The organism is Ectothiorhodospiraceae bacterium BW-2, assembly GCA_008375315.1.
GTDB lineage: Bacteria > Pseudomonadota > Gammaproteobacteria > Thiohalomonadales > Thiohalomonadaceae > BW-2.
In genome coordinates, this window is sequence record CP032507.1 from 3,239,873 (window position 1) to 3,259,117 (window position 19,245).

The following is a 19,245-nucleotide window of genomic DNA, read 5'->3' on the forward strand; positions in this document are numbered from 1 at the left end:
GGCTACTCATGCCACCCCTCTCGCTCCATCGTCTCAAAACGGGAGCTATCATCGCGCTGACAAGAGCTCTGCTCAATCGCCCGTGCTAACCAGCTCGATGGTCCCTGCCGCAGCTCCTCTTGTAGCTGCTGTAGTAACTCGCTAATCACCGCGCCATGGCTCACCTTAACCGGCTGAATGCCGACCGATTTAAGTTGGCGAATCGCCGAGGCTCCCACCGCTTGGCTATAGACCGCAATACATCCGTCGAGCACCTCTAACTTGGCAGTTAATTTATCTTCATTGCCATCTTGTAGCTGCTCACCAAACTCAACCACTTCGACAAAGCGGCTCGCCTCTGGGGTCACCGCATAGATAACAAACGCCTTCGAAGCACCAAAGTGTTGATCGACAACACTTAAATCACTGCTAGCGAAGGCGACTTTCAGTGCTTGTTGCATAAACTGCTCCCCACTTAAGCCTGTTAGCCCCGTTGGATCCGTTAGATTAGTGTCGCAGTGAATGAGCTGTAGTCGCCGCTGTAACGCCATCACGCCCCCCCTGCCAATCGTCTGTTTTTTGTGCGTAGATAGAGCGGTAGGGGTGAATCTCCCCCCGCTGTAGCGAGAGTAGTAGGTTGGCCAGCTCAAACAGCGTCTCTCGACTGCCCCGATAGCCGATCTGGCAGCGCTGATAGCCACCGACACGATCATATTGCGGAAACCCGGCTCGAAGCAGCGGCCGCTGCAGCCGCTCACTACTGGCAACCGCATGGGAGTTACCGATCAGAAGTTCGGCCTCTGCCCCAATCGCTAGCTGCTCAAAATCCTCTAAATCGCCAATTTTGACCTGCGCAAACGCCCCCCGCTGTAACGACGGGGCGTTAATCGGTGAGACTGCCGCCACCACCTCAGCACCGACTTCAGCTAGCATCTGACTAAAGCCGACCAGTAGATCGGGATCGGCTGCCACGGCAACTCGGCTTAGGCCGGTCATAAAGTGGCAGTCGAGCATCGCGTCCTGTAGCTGCGCCCGCTGCCGCTCTAGCCGCGCCGGTACCGGTTCGGCCGAGAGCTGCTGTAGGGTATCGACTAGCTGATCCACTGCCGCTAGCCCCATCAAGTGGTCAAAGCGATAGTCGGGCACGCCGGTTAGCTGCTGCAACTTATCAGCCGCCCGCGCCATTGAGCCGCCGATGACTAAAGTCGCCAACGCCTCCCCCACTGTCGCTAGCTCCTCTACCAGCGTACCGCCAATGGTTAACGGGGAAAAATCGCCGCTATCGAGATGGCCATCAAGCGAATCGGAGAGATCGGGGATGAGCAGCGGTCGAAGACCAAACAGCTCGATGATCTCTTTAAGCTGCTCCAGATCCCCAGGCGTTAACGCCGAACCGACCAACACATTGAGCTGTTTTTGACGCCGCCCCGGCACGGTAGCCGCTATCTTAGCCGGTGGCACCAAGGTCTCGATAATCGCCTCGACCGCTTTGGCAAAGCCACTCTCTAGCGAGCCGCTATAGTCGGGGGTGGTCACCGGCACTACCGGAATGGTGTCGAATTGGGGGTAGCGCTGTCGAAACTGGCTAACCGCCATCGCCACATTACTCCCCTGAGTCTCAGAGAGGCCGGTCGTCGGCACGCCGATTAATTTAGGCTGACTCTTCTCGGCAATCGTCTTTAACCCCTCGACCACGCTCTCTTCCGATCCCATCACGGTGGTTACCTGATCCATCGCGGTAGTCTGTAGCGGGATCGGCTCTCTAAAGTGGCGTACAAAGAAGACCTTACCAAAGGCGGTACACCCCTGAGAGCCATGTAGCATCGGTATTGCGCGATGAAAGCCGAGAAAAGCGAGCGCAGCCCCTATCGTCTGGCTCGATTTAAGCGGATTGACCGCTAGCGCTTTACTGCGTTTGACAATCTCAACCATCTCCCTACCCTCCCGACTGCTGTCGCTGCTGCCACGGTGCTAAAGAGCGCACCGCCGGCCAGATAGGATTGTGAATCGTCAGTACTAGCTGCTTAGCCAACTCGACCATACCGCTATAGCCGGCATAGCCAAACTCACGCTCCTGATTAATATCTAAAAAGGGGATTCGCGCCTTTAGGGCGGTGTACATATTGCGCCCCCCAGCGATTAAGACATCGACCTGCTGCGCTTTAATAAGATCGATTAGCGCTCTAGGGTTGCCATCTTCGATCATCACCGCCTCTTCGCCCATCAGCTCCCGAATTCGCGCCTTATCCTCTTCGGTCGATTTTTTGGTGCCGGTAGCGACCACCGTCATGCCGAGATCCTGTAGTGCGGCGATGACCGACCACGACTTCACCCCGCCGGTGTAGAGGAGGACTCGTCTCCCCTGTAGCCGCTCTCGCCACGGCTGTAGCTCGGCATCGATTGTGGCCTCCTCCCTCGCAATTAGCGCCTCGGTGCGTTGCGTTAGATCGGGATCACCAATCAGGCGGGCAAAGTCGCGTAGCGCCTGCGAGACATCGCCAACGCCATAGAAACTCCCTTCAAACCAAGGGGTCTTAAATGCCTGTTGCAGTTTGCGGGCGACATTAATCATCGCTTTAGAGCAGACCATCATATTGGCCTCAGAGCGGTGCATCGTCTGCACTTCACGGTAGCGGGCATCACCGGAGAGGGTGCAGAGAACTCTAAGCCCTAGCTCATCGAGTAGCGGTAAGACATTCCATAGCTCGCCGGCGATATTATATTCACCAATGAGTGCGATATCGTGAACCGTTATCCCCTCGCGCTCGCTCCCTTTAGGTAGCGGATCGGGCTCACGGGTACCGCAGACATACTTCACCATCGTCTCACCGGCGATGCGGTTACCTAAATTTTTAGTGCCATAAAAACCGGCACAATCGACCGGCACCACTGGGGTGTTCCAGCGCTCGGCAGCCGCCTTACAGACCGCTTCGATATCGTCGCCGACAAGCGCTGGGACACAGGTGTTATAGACAAACACCGCCGCAGGATGGTAGCTCTCAATCGCCTGCTTAATCGAGTGGAACAGCCGCTTCTCGCCCCGCCCCATAATCACATCCTGTTCGGTTAGGTCAGTGGTCATGCCGATACGGTAGAGGTGCGGACCGCTAGAGCGGGTGCCTCGGTTATCCCAAGAGCTACCGGCGCAGGCGATGGAGCCGTGGACAATGTGAGCCACATCGGCTATCGGCAGCAGCGCAATCTGCGCTCCATCAAAGGCGCATCCGCCAGCGGTCGCCCCCGGTTTGGGGCGAGCACACCCCGATTTCGATTTATTATTGTGGGAGCAGGCCGGTTCATCCAGCAGTTCAGCAATCTGTTTTTGTCGCATAGAGGCTACTCTCCAGAGTTAAAGTGACAACTGCCCTAGAACGAAGCACAAAGGGTGCCAAGAGTCTATTTTTTTAAAAGTCAGGTAGTTAGAGGTAGAGGCAGCAGCGATTGTAGCAAAGGGAACAATTTGTGTAACCGTTCACTCTCCCTCCTTAATCTCCCTCTCCCGGCGGGAGAGGGTTGGGGTGAGGGGTAAAATTTAGCGGGGAGAGTGAACGGTTACCAATTTGTTTTGCCCCCTCAACAGCTATACGGCTCCTCCATCCAGTCGCGCAAAATCACCAAATCGCGCTCTGGAATATAGGCATACTCTCCGGCATGATCCTCTAAAACCTGCTCAATTAACGAGCTAGGCTCAATGTGGCTTAGCTGTAGGGCAAAATACCAGCTAAAGGGGTGGCCAAGCTGGTAGTCTATCTGGTGTAGCGCGTTAGCTAACTCGCTACCTTTAAGAGTCTGGCAACGGTTAAGACTCTCTTTAGAGAGTGCTCTGGCCGGCTGTGGTCTAGCAGCGGAGAAAGAGCCTTGCGCCTCTCCCCCATCGTGCAGTACCACTACCCAAAAATCACTAAAGTGGCCCACATCACGACCACTGCACCGATCCCAATCGCTAAATAGGCGCTGCAACGGGGGGATCTCGCCGGTATTAAAACGCTCATCCGCCGACAATAGCCCGCGAATCGGCGTTAAACGCCGAAAACGGAAACACCCCTCCCCTAACGGTTCCGGTTCTAAATGGGGAAAGTCGAGTGGATCAATGAGCTCCTCCACCGTGTCGGGTAGCCAGTCGGGATCTAGTAGCGGTCTATCGAGTACCTGCTGTAGCTGCTCAATCTCTAGCTGTAGAAACTCTTCCGCCCTCTCCCCCACAACGGCATTGAGATAGTAGCTCTGTCCGCGCCATTTGGTGACAAAGTAACCCGCATCTAGGTAGCGCTCCAGAAATAGCTCTAGGTTATCGTCGCTTATCTCCTGTTCGAGCCACTGCCGTAGGCCGGCTGCAACCGGTCGATACCCCCTATCGACCACCCCGCCGAGACGGTACCACTCCCCCCGACAAGAGATATATTTGAAGGTTCTGTGCGGTAGGTGGTCATTGAGCTGTGCTACCAACGGTTCGATGCCCGCCTCCACCGAGTGAGCCTCACAAAGGGCGACCACCATCTCAAGCTCGTTAATAGTCTCCACTACTGCTCTCCACTCTCGCCACTCTCGCCACTCTCTCCACTCTCACTCTCCCGTCGTCGCTGCTCTAGGCATTGACGCACATCGCTATCGCTCTCCTGTTGCAGCAGTTGCAGCAGCGGATAGGGAGCCCGTTCGCACGCTAAAAAACGGATGCGCCAGTCGCTATCTTGTAGCAGTGGCGCAAGCGCTTCGGGCTCAATCCGTCCAGCAACGACTAGCCGTACTTCAGCCTCCTCATCACTCACCATGAGCCCTAGACTCTCGGGCGGCAGCCGTCGCGCCACCTCTTTGCGCACCTCGCGATCAGCATCGTTTATCATCCGAAATAGCCGCCCCGGCCTTAACCGTTTGGCCACATAGAGCCGAACGAGGTAGTCCTCATCATTCACCATCTGCTCTAACTGCTCAACCGGTAGTCGATCGGCAACGGTCACTCTCACTTCACGATCGGGATCGACCATAAAGGGTTGCAGATACTCTAGCGGCAGTCGCCAAGCCAAGACTCGGCGCACCACCTCATCCGGATCGTAGATCATCTGCACCAGTCGCTGCTGCGATAGATATTTGGCCGCAATCGCCCGCCGCTCCCAAAACTCATCGCCGGCATAGTTGTCAGCTAGATCGGGATTTTGGGTAAAAAAGCGGGCAATTTGGCGGCCACTCATCGCCCGCACACAGCTATCCCCCGGCTTACAGCGCCCCTTTTGGAGCCGATCTTCGCGGTGGGGACAGTTCGCACACTGGCCGCCGACAGCCCTGTTTTGGTCGGTCGCACCACTCACCGTAGGTTACTCTTGTTCGACTTCAGCCACCACAATACCGGTCGCCACCTCGCTATCGGTGGTTAAGTTAAGACAGTGGTTGCGGCTATCGACAAGGTAGAGATTAAAGGTCGGATGGGAGAGGGCTGCCGTCTCAATCGTAATATCATCATCACTACAGTAGGTGAAGTGAATCTCGCTAAACTGCTGTCGTAGCTCAGAGAGGGTCGCCTCAGAGAGTCCCCGCTGCTGTAACTGCTCGCTGACGGCCTGTAGCTGAGTTGCACTAATCATGCCTCGACCCCCTCCCGCTCGAAACGCACCCGCTGCTCGGGGCTCTGCCCCATCGCTTTGGCTAACCACGGTGGCGGCGTCGTCGCAATCGCTTGCTGTAACTCTTTAAGGTGGTCATCAATCGCCCCACCCTGCGCCTTTTTTAACGGGTGAATACCAGCACGAACCACCTTGGCCGCAGCAGGGCCGCCGATAGAGGCGACAAAGAGCAGTTGGCAGTCGTTAATCAACCCGGCTCGATAGCCATTTTTATCCTCAGCCTCGGCGTCGCGATCCACCTCCCGAATATCGACCAATTTTGTCGCCTCGACCGCGACTTGATAGATGAGGTAGTAGCGACAGGAGCCAAAGTGGCCGTCGATTAGGCGGCCACTGTCGCTAGCAAAGGCGACTCGAATTGAGTCGCCTAGTTCACCGAGCTGATAGGGTTCAATAGTGGGTAGTTCGGGAACACTCTCTCCCCCCTCCCCCTTTAGCAACGCAACGACCTGTTTCAAAATATCGCTATCGACCTCGGCCAACTCCCCCTCTGCGGCGCTCTTGAGCTGCTTAACGCTTAGCTGTGCTAACTTGGTTTCGGTCGGCGGCAGACCGATAAGCTCATCAAGCACTCTCAATAGCTGCGCGGCACTACCCTCAGGAATCGCTTTAGAGGCTAAGGCAATACGCAGCGCAATGGCATCGGATAGAGGGGGCGTGGCCATGGTGATCTCTCCTTACAGGCGGTTATCGGGTTTAGGCAGCAACGATACAGTCATCTTCCATACAGACATCAAGACACTGCGGCACATCGTGGTCACCCTCGCACTCAGTACAGCTCTCAGCGTCGATCGCATAGACCCCTTTGAATGGCTTTATAGAGTTAGTCGGGCAGACCGGCTCACAGTCACCACAGGCAGTGCAGATATCACGAACAATTTTATAGGCCATGGCAAATTACCTCATTAATGGAATTTAGAAGTTACTCAGCACGCTTAAAGCGTAGCGTGGTGGGAAATTCGGGTCTGGGTGAGATGGGATCGATATAGTATCGGGAACCATCGGTTAGCTCCACCTCCCCTCCCCAGCTAGTCTCACTATCGACTTCGACTTTGGCGATCTCATCTTCCTGATCTTTTTTAGCGACATAGAAGAGCAGATTGCCGTTATCTTTCACTCGTATCATCACATTGGGCACGGTGATTACCTCCCGTTATAGCTGCGGGAAGAGAGAGCCGGTTTCGGCCAGCTCCCTCTTCAATAGGAGTGGCAACTAGCGAACTAAATCGTAGTTGTAGTCGGTCGTACCCATGCCGCGAGTCTCCTCGTCGAGCCGTTCTAGCACTGCATTGGTAATGGTTTTGAGCATATACATCGCCCCCTCGTACCCTAAAGTGGTATCCCGATGGAGGTGGTGACGATCGAAGATGGGGAAGCCGATACGAATCAGCGGCACCTCAAACTCTTTCCCCTTATGCAGCGTATCGCGCTGAATAAATTTACCATAGGAGTTGCCAATCATAAAGTCTGGCTTGTTGGTAAACACCAGTGAGCGGAAGTGCCACAGATCTTTACTAATGTGCACTTGGGTATTTTGACCGTAGGGTGAGGCCTTGCAGATCTCCTCCAACGACTTCTTCCAGCGCTTGTTCGCGTGGTTACAGAGCACATCGGTCGGTTCGGCACCTATCTCCAGTAAGAAGCGGGTCAGCCCCAGCACAAAGTCGGCATCGCCATAGAGAGCAAACTTCTTGCCGTGAAGCCAAGCGTGACTATCGGTCATCATATCGACCAGCACCCCACGCTCACGAGTCAATGAGTCGGGGATGGGCTTACCGGTCAGCTCTGATACCTTCATTAAAAACTCGTCAGTTGCCTCTAGCCCCATCGGAATAGTGATATCACTCGCCGGCTGCTTCCAAGTGGTCTTGACAAATTTGCGTGCCTTAACTAGCTGCCACGGCTGTAACAGCAGTGTATCGATAGCATTTGGAGCATCTTGCATCTGTGCAATAGTGGTGCCGCCATCATACATCCGATACTCGCCATCGGCGGGGGTATCGAGCACTTCAGAGGGATCGCAGAGTAGGCTATACTCAACCCCCATCTGCTCCATCATCCGCTTGATCACCCGATAGTTGCCTAGGTAGGTCTCAAAGCCGGGAACGATATTGATTTTACCGTTAGAGCCGACCTTTTTATCTTCCATGTAGTTTAGGGTAAAGTAGCGCTGAATCCCCTCAAACATATTATCCCAGCCGGTGGTGTGGCTACCGACAAAACTGGGGGTGTGGGCAAAGGGGGTCGGGAAGTCGGCCTCAATATAGCCCTCTTTTTTGGTGTTACCGATAAAGGCGTTCAGATCATCACCGATAACTTCAGCCATACAGGTAGTCGAAACGGCGATCATCTCCGGCTTGTAGAGCGCTTTGGCGTTCTCTAGGCCGGCAAACATATTCTTCTGTCCACCAAAGACTGCCGCATCTTCGGTCATAGAGTCGGAAACACAGGCGACCGGCTCTTTAAAGTGGCGGTTAAAGTAGGTACGGAAGTAGGCGACACACCCTTGTGAACCATGGACATAGGGCAGTGTCTTCTCAAATCCTAAAGCACAGAGTACGGCACCTAAAGGCTGACACGCTTTAGCGGGGTTGACCGTGAGTGCTTCACGGTTAAAGTTAATCTCTTGATACTCAGCAGTGGTCGTCCACTGGAAGACCTCTTCTATCTTCTCCTGCGGTACCTTCTCTTCAAACAGCTCCTGCTTGTTTTTCAGGGTCTCTTTATACTCTTCCTGACGAAACAGCGGATAACTCGGGGCGATCTTCTCAACAGCTTGACTCATGACTTCTCTCCTGCCGCGCCACTAATCTGTGAACACAGCTTAGGTTAATAACGATAACAGTGGGGGCGATTAGCAGCGATCTAGGCGCTGCTAATCGCGCCATTTAGGCGTTAGTTAGGCACCAGCAGTGGCTGCTTCAGCAGCCGCATCGCTACTCGCTAGCCAAGGGGCCTTAATCTTTTTCCAGCACGGGTTATTCAGGGTCATATCCATATCACGGGCAAAGATGGCAAAACCATCGTAGCCGTGATAGGGGCCAGAGTAGTCCCAGCTGTGCATCTGTCTAAAGGGGATCCCCATCTTTTGGAAGATATACTTCTCCTTAATCCCGGAACCGATAAGATCGGGCTTCACCTTTTTGACAAACTCCTCAAACTCATAACCGGTGACATCGTCATAGATTAGAGTCGCGTTACCCATCTCTTTAATGGTACGGTCATAGTCGTCGTTATGGGCAAACTCGTAGCCGGTTCCGACTACCTCCATGCCCAAATCTTCGTAGGCACCGATAATATGGCGTGGGCGCAGCCCTCCGACATAGAGCATTACCCGCTTACCTTCGAGACGGGGACGATATTTGGCAATGACCGCCTCATATTCGGCTTTATACTTCTCAATCACCTTCTCGGTATTGGCCTGAATGGTGGCATCAAAGAAGCCGGCGATTTTGCGCAACGACTCGGCGATTTTGCTCGGGCCGAAGAAGTTATACTCCATCCACGGGATACCGTACTTCTCCTCCATGTGGCGGGAGATATAGTTCATGGAGCGGTAGCAGTGGAGCAGATTGAGCTTCGCTTTAGGGGTATTCTCCATCTCAGCTAGCGTCCCATCGCCAGACCACTGGGCGATAACTCTCAGCCCCATCTCCTCTAGCAGTGTGCGCGAAGACCAAGCATCGCCACCGATATTGTAATCGCCAATAATGGTGACATCGTAAGGGGTTGATTCAAAGCTGTGATCGTTATCGCGATTCCCTAGCACCCAGTCGCGTACAGCATCGTTAGCGATATGGTGGCCGAGCGACTGTGAGACGCCACGAAAACCTTCGCAACGCACCGGCACGATCGGCTTTTGAATCTCTTTAGCGCTCTTTTTGGCGACCGCTTCGATATCGTCGCCAATCAGACCGATAGGGCACTCCGACTGCACCGTAATCCCCTTATTGAGCGGAAAGAGCTGCTCGATTTCGTTCATTATCTTCGCTAGCTTCTTATCGCCGCCGAAGACGATATCCTTCTCCTGAAAATCGGAGGTGAAATTCATGGTGCCGAAGGTGTTGATCCCGGTCGTACCGACATAGTAGTTCCGCCGACCGGCACGAGAGTATTGGCCACAGCCGACAGGGCCATGAGAGATATGGATCATATCTTTAATCGGCCCCCAGACCACCCCTTTCGAGCCGGCATAGGCACAACCACGAATGGTCATGACGCCGGGGAGCGATTTACGGTTGGAGGTAATACACTTTTTCGACTGCTCAACCGACTGATCGTTGACGGTTAAGTGTTTGGCGCGATCTTTTTTCGCCGCCTCGGGATAGACCTCCAGCACCTCTTGGATTAAGGCTTGGGTCTCTTCTTGAGTCATTGCAGACATAGTTTACTCCTCTACCCGATACCACTCATGCGTGGATACTCGGGTATGAAAAAACGGGTGAATCGGATTAGGTTACGCTTCAGCAGCAGCGGCTTTACCAATAATGCTCTCATCCTCTTCATCCATGAGGCCGAAGTCCATGAGCAGCTCTTCGAGCGCATCCATGGTGATGGGAGTGGGAATAACCAGCATTTTATTGTCGATAATCTTCTGAGCTAGATCGCGATACTGTTGCGCCTGTTTAGCTTTCGGATCGTACTCAATAACAGTCATACGACGAATCTCGGCGCGTTGCACCACATTGTCACGCGGTACAAAGTGGATCATTTGAGTGCCGAGTTGGCGCGCCAACTCCATAATCAGCTCATCTTCACGCGCGGTGTTACGGCTGTTACAGATCAAACCGGCCAGACGCACGCCACCGGAATTGGCATACTTCACAATCCCTTTGGCGATATTGTTAGCCGCATACATCGCCATCATCTCACCAGAGCAGACAATGTAGATCTCTTGGGCTTTATTCTCACGAATCGGCATGGCAAAACCACCACAAACCACATCACCCAATACATCATAGAAGACGAAATCGAGATCTTCTTCGTAGGCACCCTCCTCTTCGAGGAAGTTAATCGCCGTAATAACACCACGACCGGCACAGCCTACACCCGGCTCAGGCCCACCCGACTCAACGCACTTAATGTCACCGTAACCGGTCTTTAGCACATCATCCAACTCGAGGTCTTCAACGGTTCCGGCCTCAGCAGCCATCTCCATAATCGTGTTTTGTGCTTTAGAGTGGAGAATCAGTCGAGTCGAATCCGCTTTAGGATCACAACCCACAATCATCACCTTCTTACCTAACTCCGCTAGACCAGCGACCAAGTTTTGAGTTGTGGTTGACTTGCCGATACCACCTTTACCGTAAATCGCACATTGACGCAGTGCCATAATCTATCTCCTTAAGTTTTCACCTATCACCAGGACTGAAAAAAATCTGTCCGTTACAACGGTTCATTGAGTTCCGCTGCACTCGCTAGGGTTAAAAGCAACTGCTATGCCAGCTTTTGAAATATATTTTAACTATTTGTTTTAAAAAATAAAAAACATTAAGAAATCGGCCTCAAGGCGACAGCGATTGTTGAACAAAAGGCCACAAAATGTGTGGGGTTTGTGGCAGATCAGACAGAGCTGTCAATTTTAGCCCCCATCGGGCATAATTCCCCCCAACGGTTACCTAGGGGGATCACGATGACTTTTTCCGAATCAACGCCAGAGACGACAATTGCTGCTATCGATCTCGGCTCTAACAGCTTCCACATGGTGGTCGCTCAGATCGTCAACGGCGAACTGCAGATTATCGATCGTATTAAAGAGATGGTTCGACTCGGGGCCGGCTTAACCGAAGAGAACCAAATAACCCCCGAGGCTCGCGATCTAGCATTAGCCTGCCTCTCCCGCTTTGGTCAGAGAGTTAGCCACTTAGGTTATGGCGATGTCCGTGCCGTCGGTACCAATACTCTGCGTCAGGTGAATGATAATGGCCAGTTTCTACAGCAGGCCGAGGCGGCGCTAGGCCATCCGATTGAGATTATTTCGGGCCGCGAGGAGGCGCGTCTCATCTATCTAGGCGTTGCCCACGGCCTAGCGACCTCGGCTCAACCCCGCTTAGTGGTCGATATCGGTGGCGGCAGTACCGAACTCATTATCGGTCGCCGAATGCAGTCACAGCAGCGAGAGAGCTGTGCTATGGGCTGTGTCAGTTTCAGCCAGCGCTTTTTTGCCAACGGTGAGATCACCGCCGAAGCGATGAGGGAGGCCATTATCGCAGCTCGTGTCGAGATCCGCCCCTACCGCACTCAGTTTGAGAAGAGTCAGTGGCACGAAGCGGTCGGCAGTTCGGGAACTATCAAAGCGATACAGAGCGTTGTCGCCGCCCATGAGTGGTCGGTTGAGGGGATCAGCCGCAAGGCGCTTAAAATACTACGCCAAGCGCTAATTAGCGCCGGCAGTATCGATAAGCTACAGCTCGAAGGGTTGACTGAGGAGCGCCGACCAGTCTTTGTCGGTGGGGTAGCGGTACTTAGCGCCCTGTTCAAATCGCTCAATATTAAGCAGATGCAGGTCTCCGATCTCGCGCTACGAGAAGGGGTGCTTTATGAGCTACAGGGGGTGAGGCAAGATATCGATATTCGCGATCGAACGGTTGCGGCATTTAGTAAACGCTTCCATCTCGATAGTCGGCAAATTAAACATATTGAGACGACCTGCCGCCTCATTATGGGGCAGGTCGCTGAAAAGTGGCAGCTAGCACAGCCGCTCCAGACCAAAATGGTGCTCTGGGCGGCACAGCTACACGAAATTGGCCTTGCCCTCTCCCATACGGCCTTTCACAAACATAGCGGCTATATTCTGGAACACGCCGATATGCCCGGCTTCTCTAAGCAGCAGCAGCAGATGTTGGCCACTTTGGTACGCAACCATCGGCGCAAATTGACCCTCTATCATTTTCAAGCGCTGCCCGAGACGCAGCAGCCGTGCGCCCTGCGTCTCTGTATTATCTTAAGGATCGCGGTACTACTCCATCGTGGTCGTAGCCACGCCTTTAAAGAGCCGTTGACGATTGAGGTTGACGATAACCAGTTACAACTCCACTTCCCCTCTGGCTGGCTTGGTGAGCACCCTCTGACCGCTACTGAACTTCGGGCGGAAGCTCGCTATCTCGCCTCCGCCGACTATCTCCTACGCTTCGATTAGAGGGTGAGACAAGCCACTCTCTAATCTATCGATCTGGATAGGCAGCCCAGCCATCTATCCAGCTATTATAGTTCTCCGGTCGCATCGCCCCTAGATAGTTGGCCGCTTCATCCCAAAACTCCCCCTGCGTAATCGCTACGGCGTATTTGGTCACATTGCGTTTATTGAGCGGAGTAAACTTCGGTTTGGTCAGGCTATAGATATCGGTAGGTAGATCATCCATATCACCAATTTGACCCCGTTGCACGATACTGGCAAAGAACTCTGTCTCGCTAAATCCACCATCATCGTCGTTCTCTCCCCCCTCATCATTAAATCGGCTGGAGTTATCATCTATCATCAACCCCTTAAAGGAGAGCTCCCCCGACTCGATTTGAGCCACAGTCGCTGAGTCGCGAATATCGATCGCCTCTGAGGTAAAGCCAAAGATCGCCATATTGCGAAAATCACCCGCTGTACCGCGCCGTAGCACCATCCCCCGTTGTGATTTAGTCGAATCTAGCGAACCAACCAGAGTCACATTAGAGAGAAAGGGCTTAGAGCGTGGCTCACTATGGTGATCCTTACCGTAGTTATCGGCCTCAATCGCATTATCGCCGGAGCGACTCCCCATCTGCACCACAATGAACTGGCCATTGCCTTGCCAGCCCCGATCCCAATCAAGGCCATCATCCCCCGGTTGAGTAACCAATATGTTACGAATATTCACCGTCCCCCCAAAGAGCTCTAAGCCATCATCAAGCGCCTTATGAATCTGCACAAAGCGAATAATGGTTGACTCCCCACAGCCGCCGAGGGTCAGCCCGTTTAGCTCATTGTTAGCCGAAATTTCGTGTCCTGCAAACTCAATGCGAACATACTGCATCACACCGCAGTTAGAGAAGGTATCGCTGCCCCCAAAACCGCCCCGGGGATCATCTTTACTAATCCCCTCAATATGCTCAACGCGGGTATTAATCGGTGCATTGCCGAGCAGCACCACTCCGCCCCAATCCCCCGGCGATCTTAGTCCCGGCTCTTTCGCGCTGCTAAAAAGAATTGGATTATCAGCCGCCCCTCTAGCATCAATGGTTGCATCCCGAGTTACGATGAGCGCCGCCCCCGGCTTTGCCAAAATTTGAGTGCCCGGCTCAATAGTTAACTGCGCTCCACTCTCCACAAAGACCAGCCCCTCCAAAATCCAACTCTTATCGGCAGACCAGATCGTCTGACCATAGATAGAGCCGTTAACTAGCTGCTCTTTGCTCAATTTAGGCTGAAAATAGGTGGCAAAGACGATACCGGCGGCAATAAGCAGCACCACGGCGGCAATACCGGCGGAAAATCCCGCCTTCATTCCGGGCCGATTATCGCTCTCTCGCTGCGGTTCGACCTGTCGCTCTGGCACTGGCGAAGGGGCGGAGTTCGCCGCTTGTCGAAGTTGAGCCGAATCGGCATCGGGGCCGGCATAGTTTTCGCGTGCATCTTCGCCAATCAGGCTCCCCGGCAGATTGATCTGCTCTACCTGTTTAGCAAGTTTAACCACACTCTCATTGGTAGAGCTTACCCCCTTCTCAATCAGCTCCTTGCGGTAGTTATCGTCACGCAACATCATGTTGTAGTGAACAAATTTGGTATCTCCCGACTCCTCCATGGCGCTTTTTAGCTCCCAAAGACAGGTAATCAGGTTCGAGCGCTCATCTTTACGACTATCTTGACTCATCTGGCATACTCCAAAATACGGAATTATTCAAAGGAATGTGAATGGTGGCCACTGTAGCAGCACAAATTAGTCAAAATCATGAGAGTATAGTTAAATAAAAAATACTTTAATATTAAATAATTATTAAAAAAATAATAAAAAAAATTGAATCCAAAAAATATAACCTCAAAGCAAAGAAAATGTAACATAATTCTGTTAGGCTGAAATTCAATTTAGCCAACTCAATGTCAGCGGTACCCAACTATGCGCATCCCGATACACCTAAAGATTATCTACTGGATCATCCCCTCTATTACACTGATTTTGATCATTAATGGCGCAGTCAACTACTACTCAACCAAACAGGAGCTACAGCAAGAGCTCGCTTTTCAGCTAGAGCAGACCAGTGAGCGGCTCTCTCTCGCCCTACCGACCGCCCTGTGGAACTTTCAGACTGAACTGGTGGATAAAATCCTCCTCTCAGAGGCAAAATCTCACTACATTCAATCCATTACTGCCTATGATGATAGCAACAATGTGTTATCAGCCGCCATCTCTCTAGCCGATGGACGCTGGGAGATACGAAAGCAGCCCCCGCAGCACGATAGTGAAGCCCAAGAGATGAAGATGACCTATAGCGACGGCTCGACTCAATCGGCGGTAGGTAAAGCCGTTATTCAGCCCGACCTAGCACCGATGCAACAGCGGCTCTCCTCAATAAGGATAAATATCATTATTCAAATTATTGTTCTTGATCTCATCACAACGGCTATCCTATATTTTTTAATCTATAGTTTAGTGGGTAACCCGCTAAAAAAAATAGCAATCGCTATGCGGGAGATCGCTAAAGGCAATGGTGATTTAACCCAACGAATGCCCATTGAGAGTAATGATGAGATTGGGGATCTATGCCGCAGATTTAATCAATTTTCCGAGCGAGTTGAAAAAGTGGTCGCCGCTATCGCAAAAGAGGTGCAAACACTCAATCAGGCGAGCGATATGATATCGGGTGCGACTGAAAATTTCCAACAAGGTATCGCTCGTCAACATAACGATATCGATATGGTCGCAACGGCTATTACCGAAATGGCGGCCTCAGCGAAAGAGATTGTCATTAATGCCGAAGATGCAGAGAAGCAGGCAAGCCAAGCCGATGGTGATGCAAATAGCGCCAAAACCGAGCTTGAGCGGGCGACACACTCTATTGATCGCTTCTCAGAAGAGGTCGATTTTGCCGCCTCTGTCATTAATAACCTACAGAGCGATGTTGACAATATTGTCGGGGTGCTAAGTGTGATTAGGGGGATTGCAGAACAGACCAATCTGTTAGCCCTTAATGCGGCCATTGAGGCGGCTAGAGCGGGTGAACAGGGGCGAGGTTTTGCCGTTGTCGCCGATGAGGTCAGAGCGCTATCGATAAGAACCCACGACTCTACCCAAGAGATTCAGACCATGATAGAGAGTCTGCAAGCCGGATCGCAAAAGGCGGTCGATGTGATGAACTCCAGCAAGAATATTGGCGTAGAGACAGTGGATCAAGCCAAACTTGCCGATAGTCGTTTAGCCTCCATTGCGACAGCCATACAGACGATTAACCAGATGAATGCCCATATCGCCGTCGCGGTGAATCAGCAATCGAATGTCTCTGAGGATGTCACTAAGAATATTAACAACATCTCCAGTGTTACTAACGATAACAGCGATATGGCAGAAGAGCTAACTCGGAGTACGCATAACCTATTAACTATGGCTAACTCTATCAACGCGCTTGTCGGTCAATTCAAATTTAATCCCGATCTCTGATCTTGTCATCTTTCAATCTTCAATTGCCACACAAAGGTAACTTCAAATGAATAGAGTCGCATTAACTGCTATAACGGCGCTATCACTATTCTACTCAACGACTTATGCCGGAGAGTACACTATCGGGATGGAGTCATTAGACTACCTTCCCTACTATAACAAAGATAGTAGTCAGGGCATTGCAAGAGATATTCTTGATGCCTTTGCCGCAGAGCATAACCACCAGTTCACCTATAGCGCTATGCCGGTTAAACGGCTACTGAACCAGTTTTTAGCCGAAAAGGTCGATTTTAAGTTTCCCGATAGCCCCGATTGGGGTAAAGATCAAAAAGCGGGCAAAACAATTGTCTATAGTCAAGGCGTTATCCCCTATACCGACGGGATTATGACTCAACCAGATAAGCAAACTATCTCATTAGCTGACTTTAAAACGATGGGCTCCCCCTCGGGTTTCTATCCATGGGTATATATGGATCAAGTTAATACCAAACAGATAAAGTTAGTTGAAAACCCAGACTTAGATGGGTTACTGCTACAGGCTATTCGTGGAAGGGTTGACGGTGCCTATGCCAATTTGGCGGTAGCTAGATACCACTTAAGACAACAAAATCAGCAGGAGAGTTTGGTTCATGCGATTAATCTTCCTGTAGGTCAGGGTTATTTTCACTTTGCTACCATTAAACATCCCGAAATTATTACCCAGTTTAATACTTGGCTTGGGTCGAATCAGGCCAAAATCACTGGATACATCGAAAAATATGGGGTTAACTTAAACTAGAGTCTCTTTTCTCTTTTTTATTTTCGCTTTTTCATACCTAAATATAGGAGTTACTATGCCCGCATTTAAACGCAAACTTTTGCCCAAAGTTATTAGCTCAATTATTCTTGGTTCAACACTCTCTCTCGGAGGATGTCTCTCAGATGATGATGAAGGGAGTATGGATACCGCAGGAGGGGCGACAGATAGCGGAACCACAGGGGATTCGGCCATTACACCACCTCAAATAGGTGAAGGAAGTACCACAGAAACGACTCCTAATACAGATGAGAGTAGCGTTGCCTCAAGTGATTCCAACTCGACTGCGGCATCCTCTAAAGTGATTGCGCCAGGAGAACTCTGCCCTAATGGTGGTATTCAAATCGACACCGGTATTGACGAAAATGGTAACGGTATTTTAGATAGTAGCGAAGTTGATAATTCGGAATTAATCTGTCACGGTTTAAATGGTGAAAAGGGGGCGGATGGAGCAGCAGGCCCCGCTGGTACGACAGGCCCAGCCGGAGCGACAGGCCCAGCTGGAGCGGCGGGGGCGGATGGAGCCGGACAACTCATCCATTTGGTACAAAAGGGGCGCTACCACTCCAACATTTTTGCTGAAAGCGCTGCAGAAATAGTCACTTTTGACCCCGATAGTCAACGGATATTCACTGTTAATGCCCAATCCGGTAAAATCGATATCATTAACGCGGCGGATATTAATAACTTATCATTCGTCGAATCGCTGGATGTCGCAAACGATATTAGCTCAAACAACCTCGGTACACCGGGTGCCGCTAACAGTGTCGCAGTCTATCACGGCCTATTAGCCGTTGCGATTGAGGCGAATCCGAAAACTGACGAGGGCTGGATCGCCTTCTATCGTCTCTCAGATAGCGTCTTTCTGTCAGCGGTTAAAGTTGGCGCTCTACCCGATATGGTCACCTTTACCCCCGATGGTAAACAAGTGGTTAGCGCCATAGAGGGTGAACCGGCTGAAGATGATTATAGTCCCGATCCTGAGGGCGGTGTCGCTGTCATAGATATCACTTGGGATGGCACTACCCTAACAACCGCTCTCACTAATATCACCTTTACAGACTTTAATGTCGGCGGTAGCCGTCATAGCGAATTACCCGATAAACTGATTCTAAATGGTTATAACGCCTCAGTCGCACAAGATTTAGAGCCGGAGTATATTGCAGTGAGCAGCGATAGCAAAACTGCCTATGTTGCCCTGCAAGAGAATAACGGTGTTGCTGTTATCGACTTAACCCAAAAGAGCGTTACCAAACTATACGCCTTTGGTTTTAAAGATCACTCTATTCCTGGCAATGAGTTAGATGGTAATCACAAGGATAAGATGGTCAGCCTCAAAAACGAACCCGCTTTTGGGCTCTATCAACCCGATTCGATTGCCACAATGAGCGTTAATGGCATTAACTATCTACTAACAGCTAATGAGGGTGATGATCGTAGCGACTGGGTGAAAGAGCTTTCGCAAACAGAGTGTGAGACTGGTAAGTTCTACTTCAATCTTGATGATAACGAATGTGCCGATGATATTACGCTAAAAGATGCTCTCGATAATAGCGTTTATAATCCGACAGATCCTAGTGCTAAACTTGATCTCTCAAACTTTGCCAGTGGTGGCGATTTAGCCTCTACCGTCAATCGCGTTAAATTCTCCCATAGCGCTACCTTAAACTATGGCGATGTCGATGGAGATGACAAAACAGATAAGATACTTACCTATGGTGGACGCTCATTTGCTATCTGGAATATGGAGGATGGCTCTTTAGTCTATGATTCAGGCAACGACTTTGAGCGTATCACCGCACTGCGGTATGGTGCCGATTTTAATCAGACCAATGACGAGCAGGGAGCCGAGGATAGGAGTGATAATAAAGGCCCAGAACCAGAAGCGCTAACCGTAGGTAAAATCGGCGGCCACACCTACGCCTTTATCGGCCTAGAGCGAATGGGCGGCATCATGATTTATGATGTCTCCAATCCCAATAACGCACACTTTGTCGAATATATCAATAATCGTGATATGACCAAAGACCCTGACGATAACGCAGACAGCGATGGTGATGGCGTTAAGGAGTACAGTGTCGATGCAGGAGATTTAGGCCCAGAAGGGTTTAAATTTGTTGAAGCTAGCAAGAGCCCTTCAGGTCAGCCACTACTCATTATCGGCAACGAGGTCAGCGGCACCACCACCCTCTATGAGATTACCTCCACTCGTCTTAGCGAGTAGATAAAACCA

The 19,245-nt window shown here is 51.5% G+C and carries 16 protein-coding genes and 1 pseudogene; 4 read left to right on the plus strand and 13 right to left on the minus strand.

All coding sequences use genetic code 11. The annotated features are described in order from the left end of the window. Window positions 1-2 precede the first annotated feature (2 nt). From D5085_15350 to nifH, 12 genes and pseudogenes are all read right to left on the minus strand, one after another. Entirely contained in the window at window positions 3-530 is a 528-nt protein-coding gene (locus D5085_15350) for a nitrogen fixation protein NifX (GenBank protein ID QEP44380.1), read from the minus strand. Continuing rightward, window positions 487-1,911: a nitrogenase iron-molybdenum cofactor biosynthesis protein NifN gene (nifN, locus tag D5085_15355; protein QEP44381.1), complete on the minus strand. Its 1,425-nt coding sequence runs from the start codon at window positions 1,909-1,911 to the stop codon at window positions 487-489. The genes D5085_15350 and nifN overlap by 44 nt, the downstream gene beginning before the upstream one ends. Before the next feature lie 4 nt (window positions 1,912-1,915). Then, entirely contained in the window at window positions 1,916-3,310 is a 1,395-nt protein-coding gene (gene nifE / locus D5085_15360) for a nitrogenase iron-molybdenum cofactor biosynthesis protein NifE (protein QEP44382.1), read from the minus strand. A gap of 242 nt (window positions 3,311-3,552) precedes the next feature. Next, window positions 3,553-4,500 carry a hypothetical protein gene (locus D5085_15365; GenBank protein QEP44383.1) on the minus strand — a complete coding sequence of 316 codons (948 nt, stop codon included), beginning with the start codon at window positions 4,498-4,500 and terminating at the stop codon, window positions 3,553-3,555. Continuing rightward, a pseudogene (locus D5085_15370) lies at window positions 4,500-5,201 on the minus strand ((Fe-S) protein). Before D5085_15370 ends, D5085_15365 begins: the two are co-directional and overlap by 1 nt. A gap of 87 nt (window positions 5,202-5,288) precedes the next feature. Then, the gene (locus D5085_15375; protein QEP44384.1) at window positions 5,289-5,555 is read right to left on the minus strand and encodes a hypothetical protein; all 267 of its coding nucleotides are present in this window, start codon (window positions 5,553-5,555) and stop codon (window positions 5,289-5,291) included. Beyond that, window positions 5,552-6,259: a dinitrogenase iron-molybdenum cofactor biosynthesis protein gene (locus D5085_15380; protein ID QEP44385.1), complete on the minus strand. Its 708-nt coding sequence runs from the start codon at window positions 6,257-6,259 to the stop codon at window positions 5,552-5,554. The genes D5085_15375 and D5085_15380 overlap by 4 nt, the downstream gene beginning before the upstream one ends. A gap of 31 nt (window positions 6,260-6,290) precedes the next feature. After that, on the minus strand, window positions 6,291-6,485 hold the full coding sequence (locus tag D5085_15385; GenBank protein QEP44386.1) for a ferredoxin: 195 nt from the start codon (window positions 6,483-6,485) through the stop codon (window positions 6,291-6,293). A gap of 31 nt (window positions 6,486-6,516) precedes the next feature. Continuing rightward, window positions 6,517-6,732 (minus strand): putative nitrogen fixation protein NifT, encoded by a 216-nt coding sequence (gene nifT, locus D5085_15390; GenBank protein QEP44387.1) that lies wholly within the window; start codon window positions 6,730-6,732, stop codon window positions 6,517-6,519. A 75-nt stretch (window positions 6,733-6,807) separates the two neighbouring features. After that, window positions 6,808-8,379: a nitrogenase molybdenum-iron protein subunit beta gene (gene nifK / locus D5085_15395; GenBank protein QEP44388.1), complete on the minus strand. Its 1,572-nt coding sequence runs from the start codon at window positions 8,377-8,379 to the stop codon at window positions 6,808-6,810. 114 nt (window positions 8,380-8,493) lie between these two features. Further along, window positions 8,494-9,978, minus strand: coding sequence for a nitrogenase molybdenum-iron protein alpha chain (gene nifD, locus D5085_15400; GenBank protein QEP44389.1), 1,485 nt, complete (start codon window positions 9,976-9,978; stop codon window positions 8,494-8,496). A 72-nt stretch (window positions 9,979-10,050) separates the two neighbouring features. After that, on the minus strand, window positions 10,051-10,926 hold the full coding sequence (nifH, locus tag D5085_15405; GenBank protein QEP44390.1) for a nitrogenase iron protein: 876 nt from the start codon (window positions 10,924-10,926) through the stop codon (window positions 10,051-10,053). A 300-nt stretch (window positions 10,927-11,226) separates the two neighbouring features. On the opposite strand from nifH, the gene ppx reads away from it, so the two are divergent. Beyond that, a complete protein-coding gene (gene ppx / locus D5085_15410) occupies window positions 11,227-12,732 on the plus strand; it encodes an exopolyphosphatase (protein QEP44391.1) in 1,506 nt (501 codons plus the stop codon). A gap of 25 nt (window positions 12,733-12,757) precedes the next feature. Here ppx and D5085_15415 read toward each other — a convergent pair whose 3' ends face one another. Further along, on the minus strand, window positions 12,758-14,434 hold the full coding sequence (locus tag D5085_15415) for a hypothetical protein (protein ID QEP44392.1): 1,677 nt from the start codon (window positions 14,432-14,434) through the stop codon (window positions 12,758-12,760). A 243-nt stretch (window positions 14,435-14,677) separates the two neighbouring features. Between D5085_15415 and D5085_15420 the strand changes: the two genes are divergently transcribed. The 3 genes from D5085_15420 to D5085_15430 all read left to right on the plus strand — a co-directional run bounded on the left by D5085_15420 (window position 14,678) and on the right by D5085_15430 (window position 19,236). Continuing rightward, the gene (locus tag D5085_15420; protein QEP44393.1) at window positions 14,678-16,216 is read left to right on the plus strand and encodes a methyl-accepting chemotaxis protein; all 1,539 of its coding nucleotides are present in this window, start codon (window positions 14,678-14,680) and stop codon (window positions 16,214-16,216) included. Between the two features lie 46 nt (window positions 16,217-16,262). Next, a complete protein-coding gene (locus D5085_15425; protein QEP44394.1) occupies window positions 16,263-16,994 on the plus strand; it encodes a hypothetical protein in 732 nt (243 codons plus the stop codon). 373 nt (window positions 16,995-17,367) lie between these two features. After that, complete coding sequence (locus D5085_15430; GenBank protein QEP45188.1) at window positions 17,368-19,236, plus strand: collagen-like protein; 1,869 nt, start codon at window positions 17,368-17,370, stop codon at window positions 19,234-19,236. The last annotated feature ends 9 nt before the right edge of the window (window positions 19,237-19,245 follow it).

Bases quoted from the DNA above. Each gene is read 5' to 3' on its own strand.
- D5085_15385 (QEP44386.1), bottom strand. From the start codon at position 6,485: ATGGCCTATAAAATTGTTCGTGATATCTGCACTGCCTGTGGTGACTGT.
- D5085_15350 (QEP44380.1), bottom strand. From the start codon at position 530: ATGGCGTTACAGCGGCGACTACAGCTCATTCACTGCGACACTAATCTA.
- D5085_15415 (QEP44392.1), bottom strand. From the start codon at position 14,434: ATGAGTCAAGATAGTCGTAAAGATGAGCGCTCGAACCTGATTACCTGT.
- ppx (QEP44391.1), top strand. From the start codon at position 11,227: ATGACTTTTTCCGAATCAACGCCAGAGACGACAATTGCTGCTATCGAT.
- D5085_15425 (QEP44394.1), top strand. From the start codon at position 16,263: ATGAATAGAGTCGCATTAACTGCTATAACGGCGCTATCACTATTCTAC.
- D5085_15380 (QEP44385.1), bottom strand. From the start codon at position 6,259: ATGGCCACGCCCCCTCTATCCGATGCCATTGCGCTGCGTATTGCCTTA.
- nifK (QEP44388.1), bottom strand. From the start codon at position 8,379: ATGAGTCAAGCTGTTGAGAAGATCGCCCCGAGTTATCCGCTGTTTCGT.
- D5085_15375 (QEP44384.1), bottom strand. From the start codon at position 5,555: ATGATTAGTGCAACTCAGCTACAGGCCGTCAGCGAGCAGTTACAGCAG.
- nifN (QEP44381.1), bottom strand. From the start codon at position 1,911: ATGGTTGAGATTGTCAAACGCAGTAAAGCGCTAGCGGTCAATCCGCTT.
- D5085_15420 (QEP44393.1), top strand. From the start codon at position 14,678: ATGCGCATCCCGATACACCTAAAGATTATCTACTGGATCATCCCCTCT.
- nifE (QEP44382.1), bottom strand. From the start codon at position 3,310: ATGCGACAAAAACAGATTGCTGAACTGCTGGATGAACCGGCCTGCTCC.
- nifH (QEP44390.1), bottom strand. From the start codon at position 10,926: ATGGCACTGCGTCAATGTGCGATTTACGGTAAAGGTGGTATCGGCAAG.
- nifD (QEP44389.1), bottom strand. From the start codon at position 9,978: ATGTCTGCAATGACTCAAGAAGAGACCCAAGCCTTAATCCAAGAGGTG.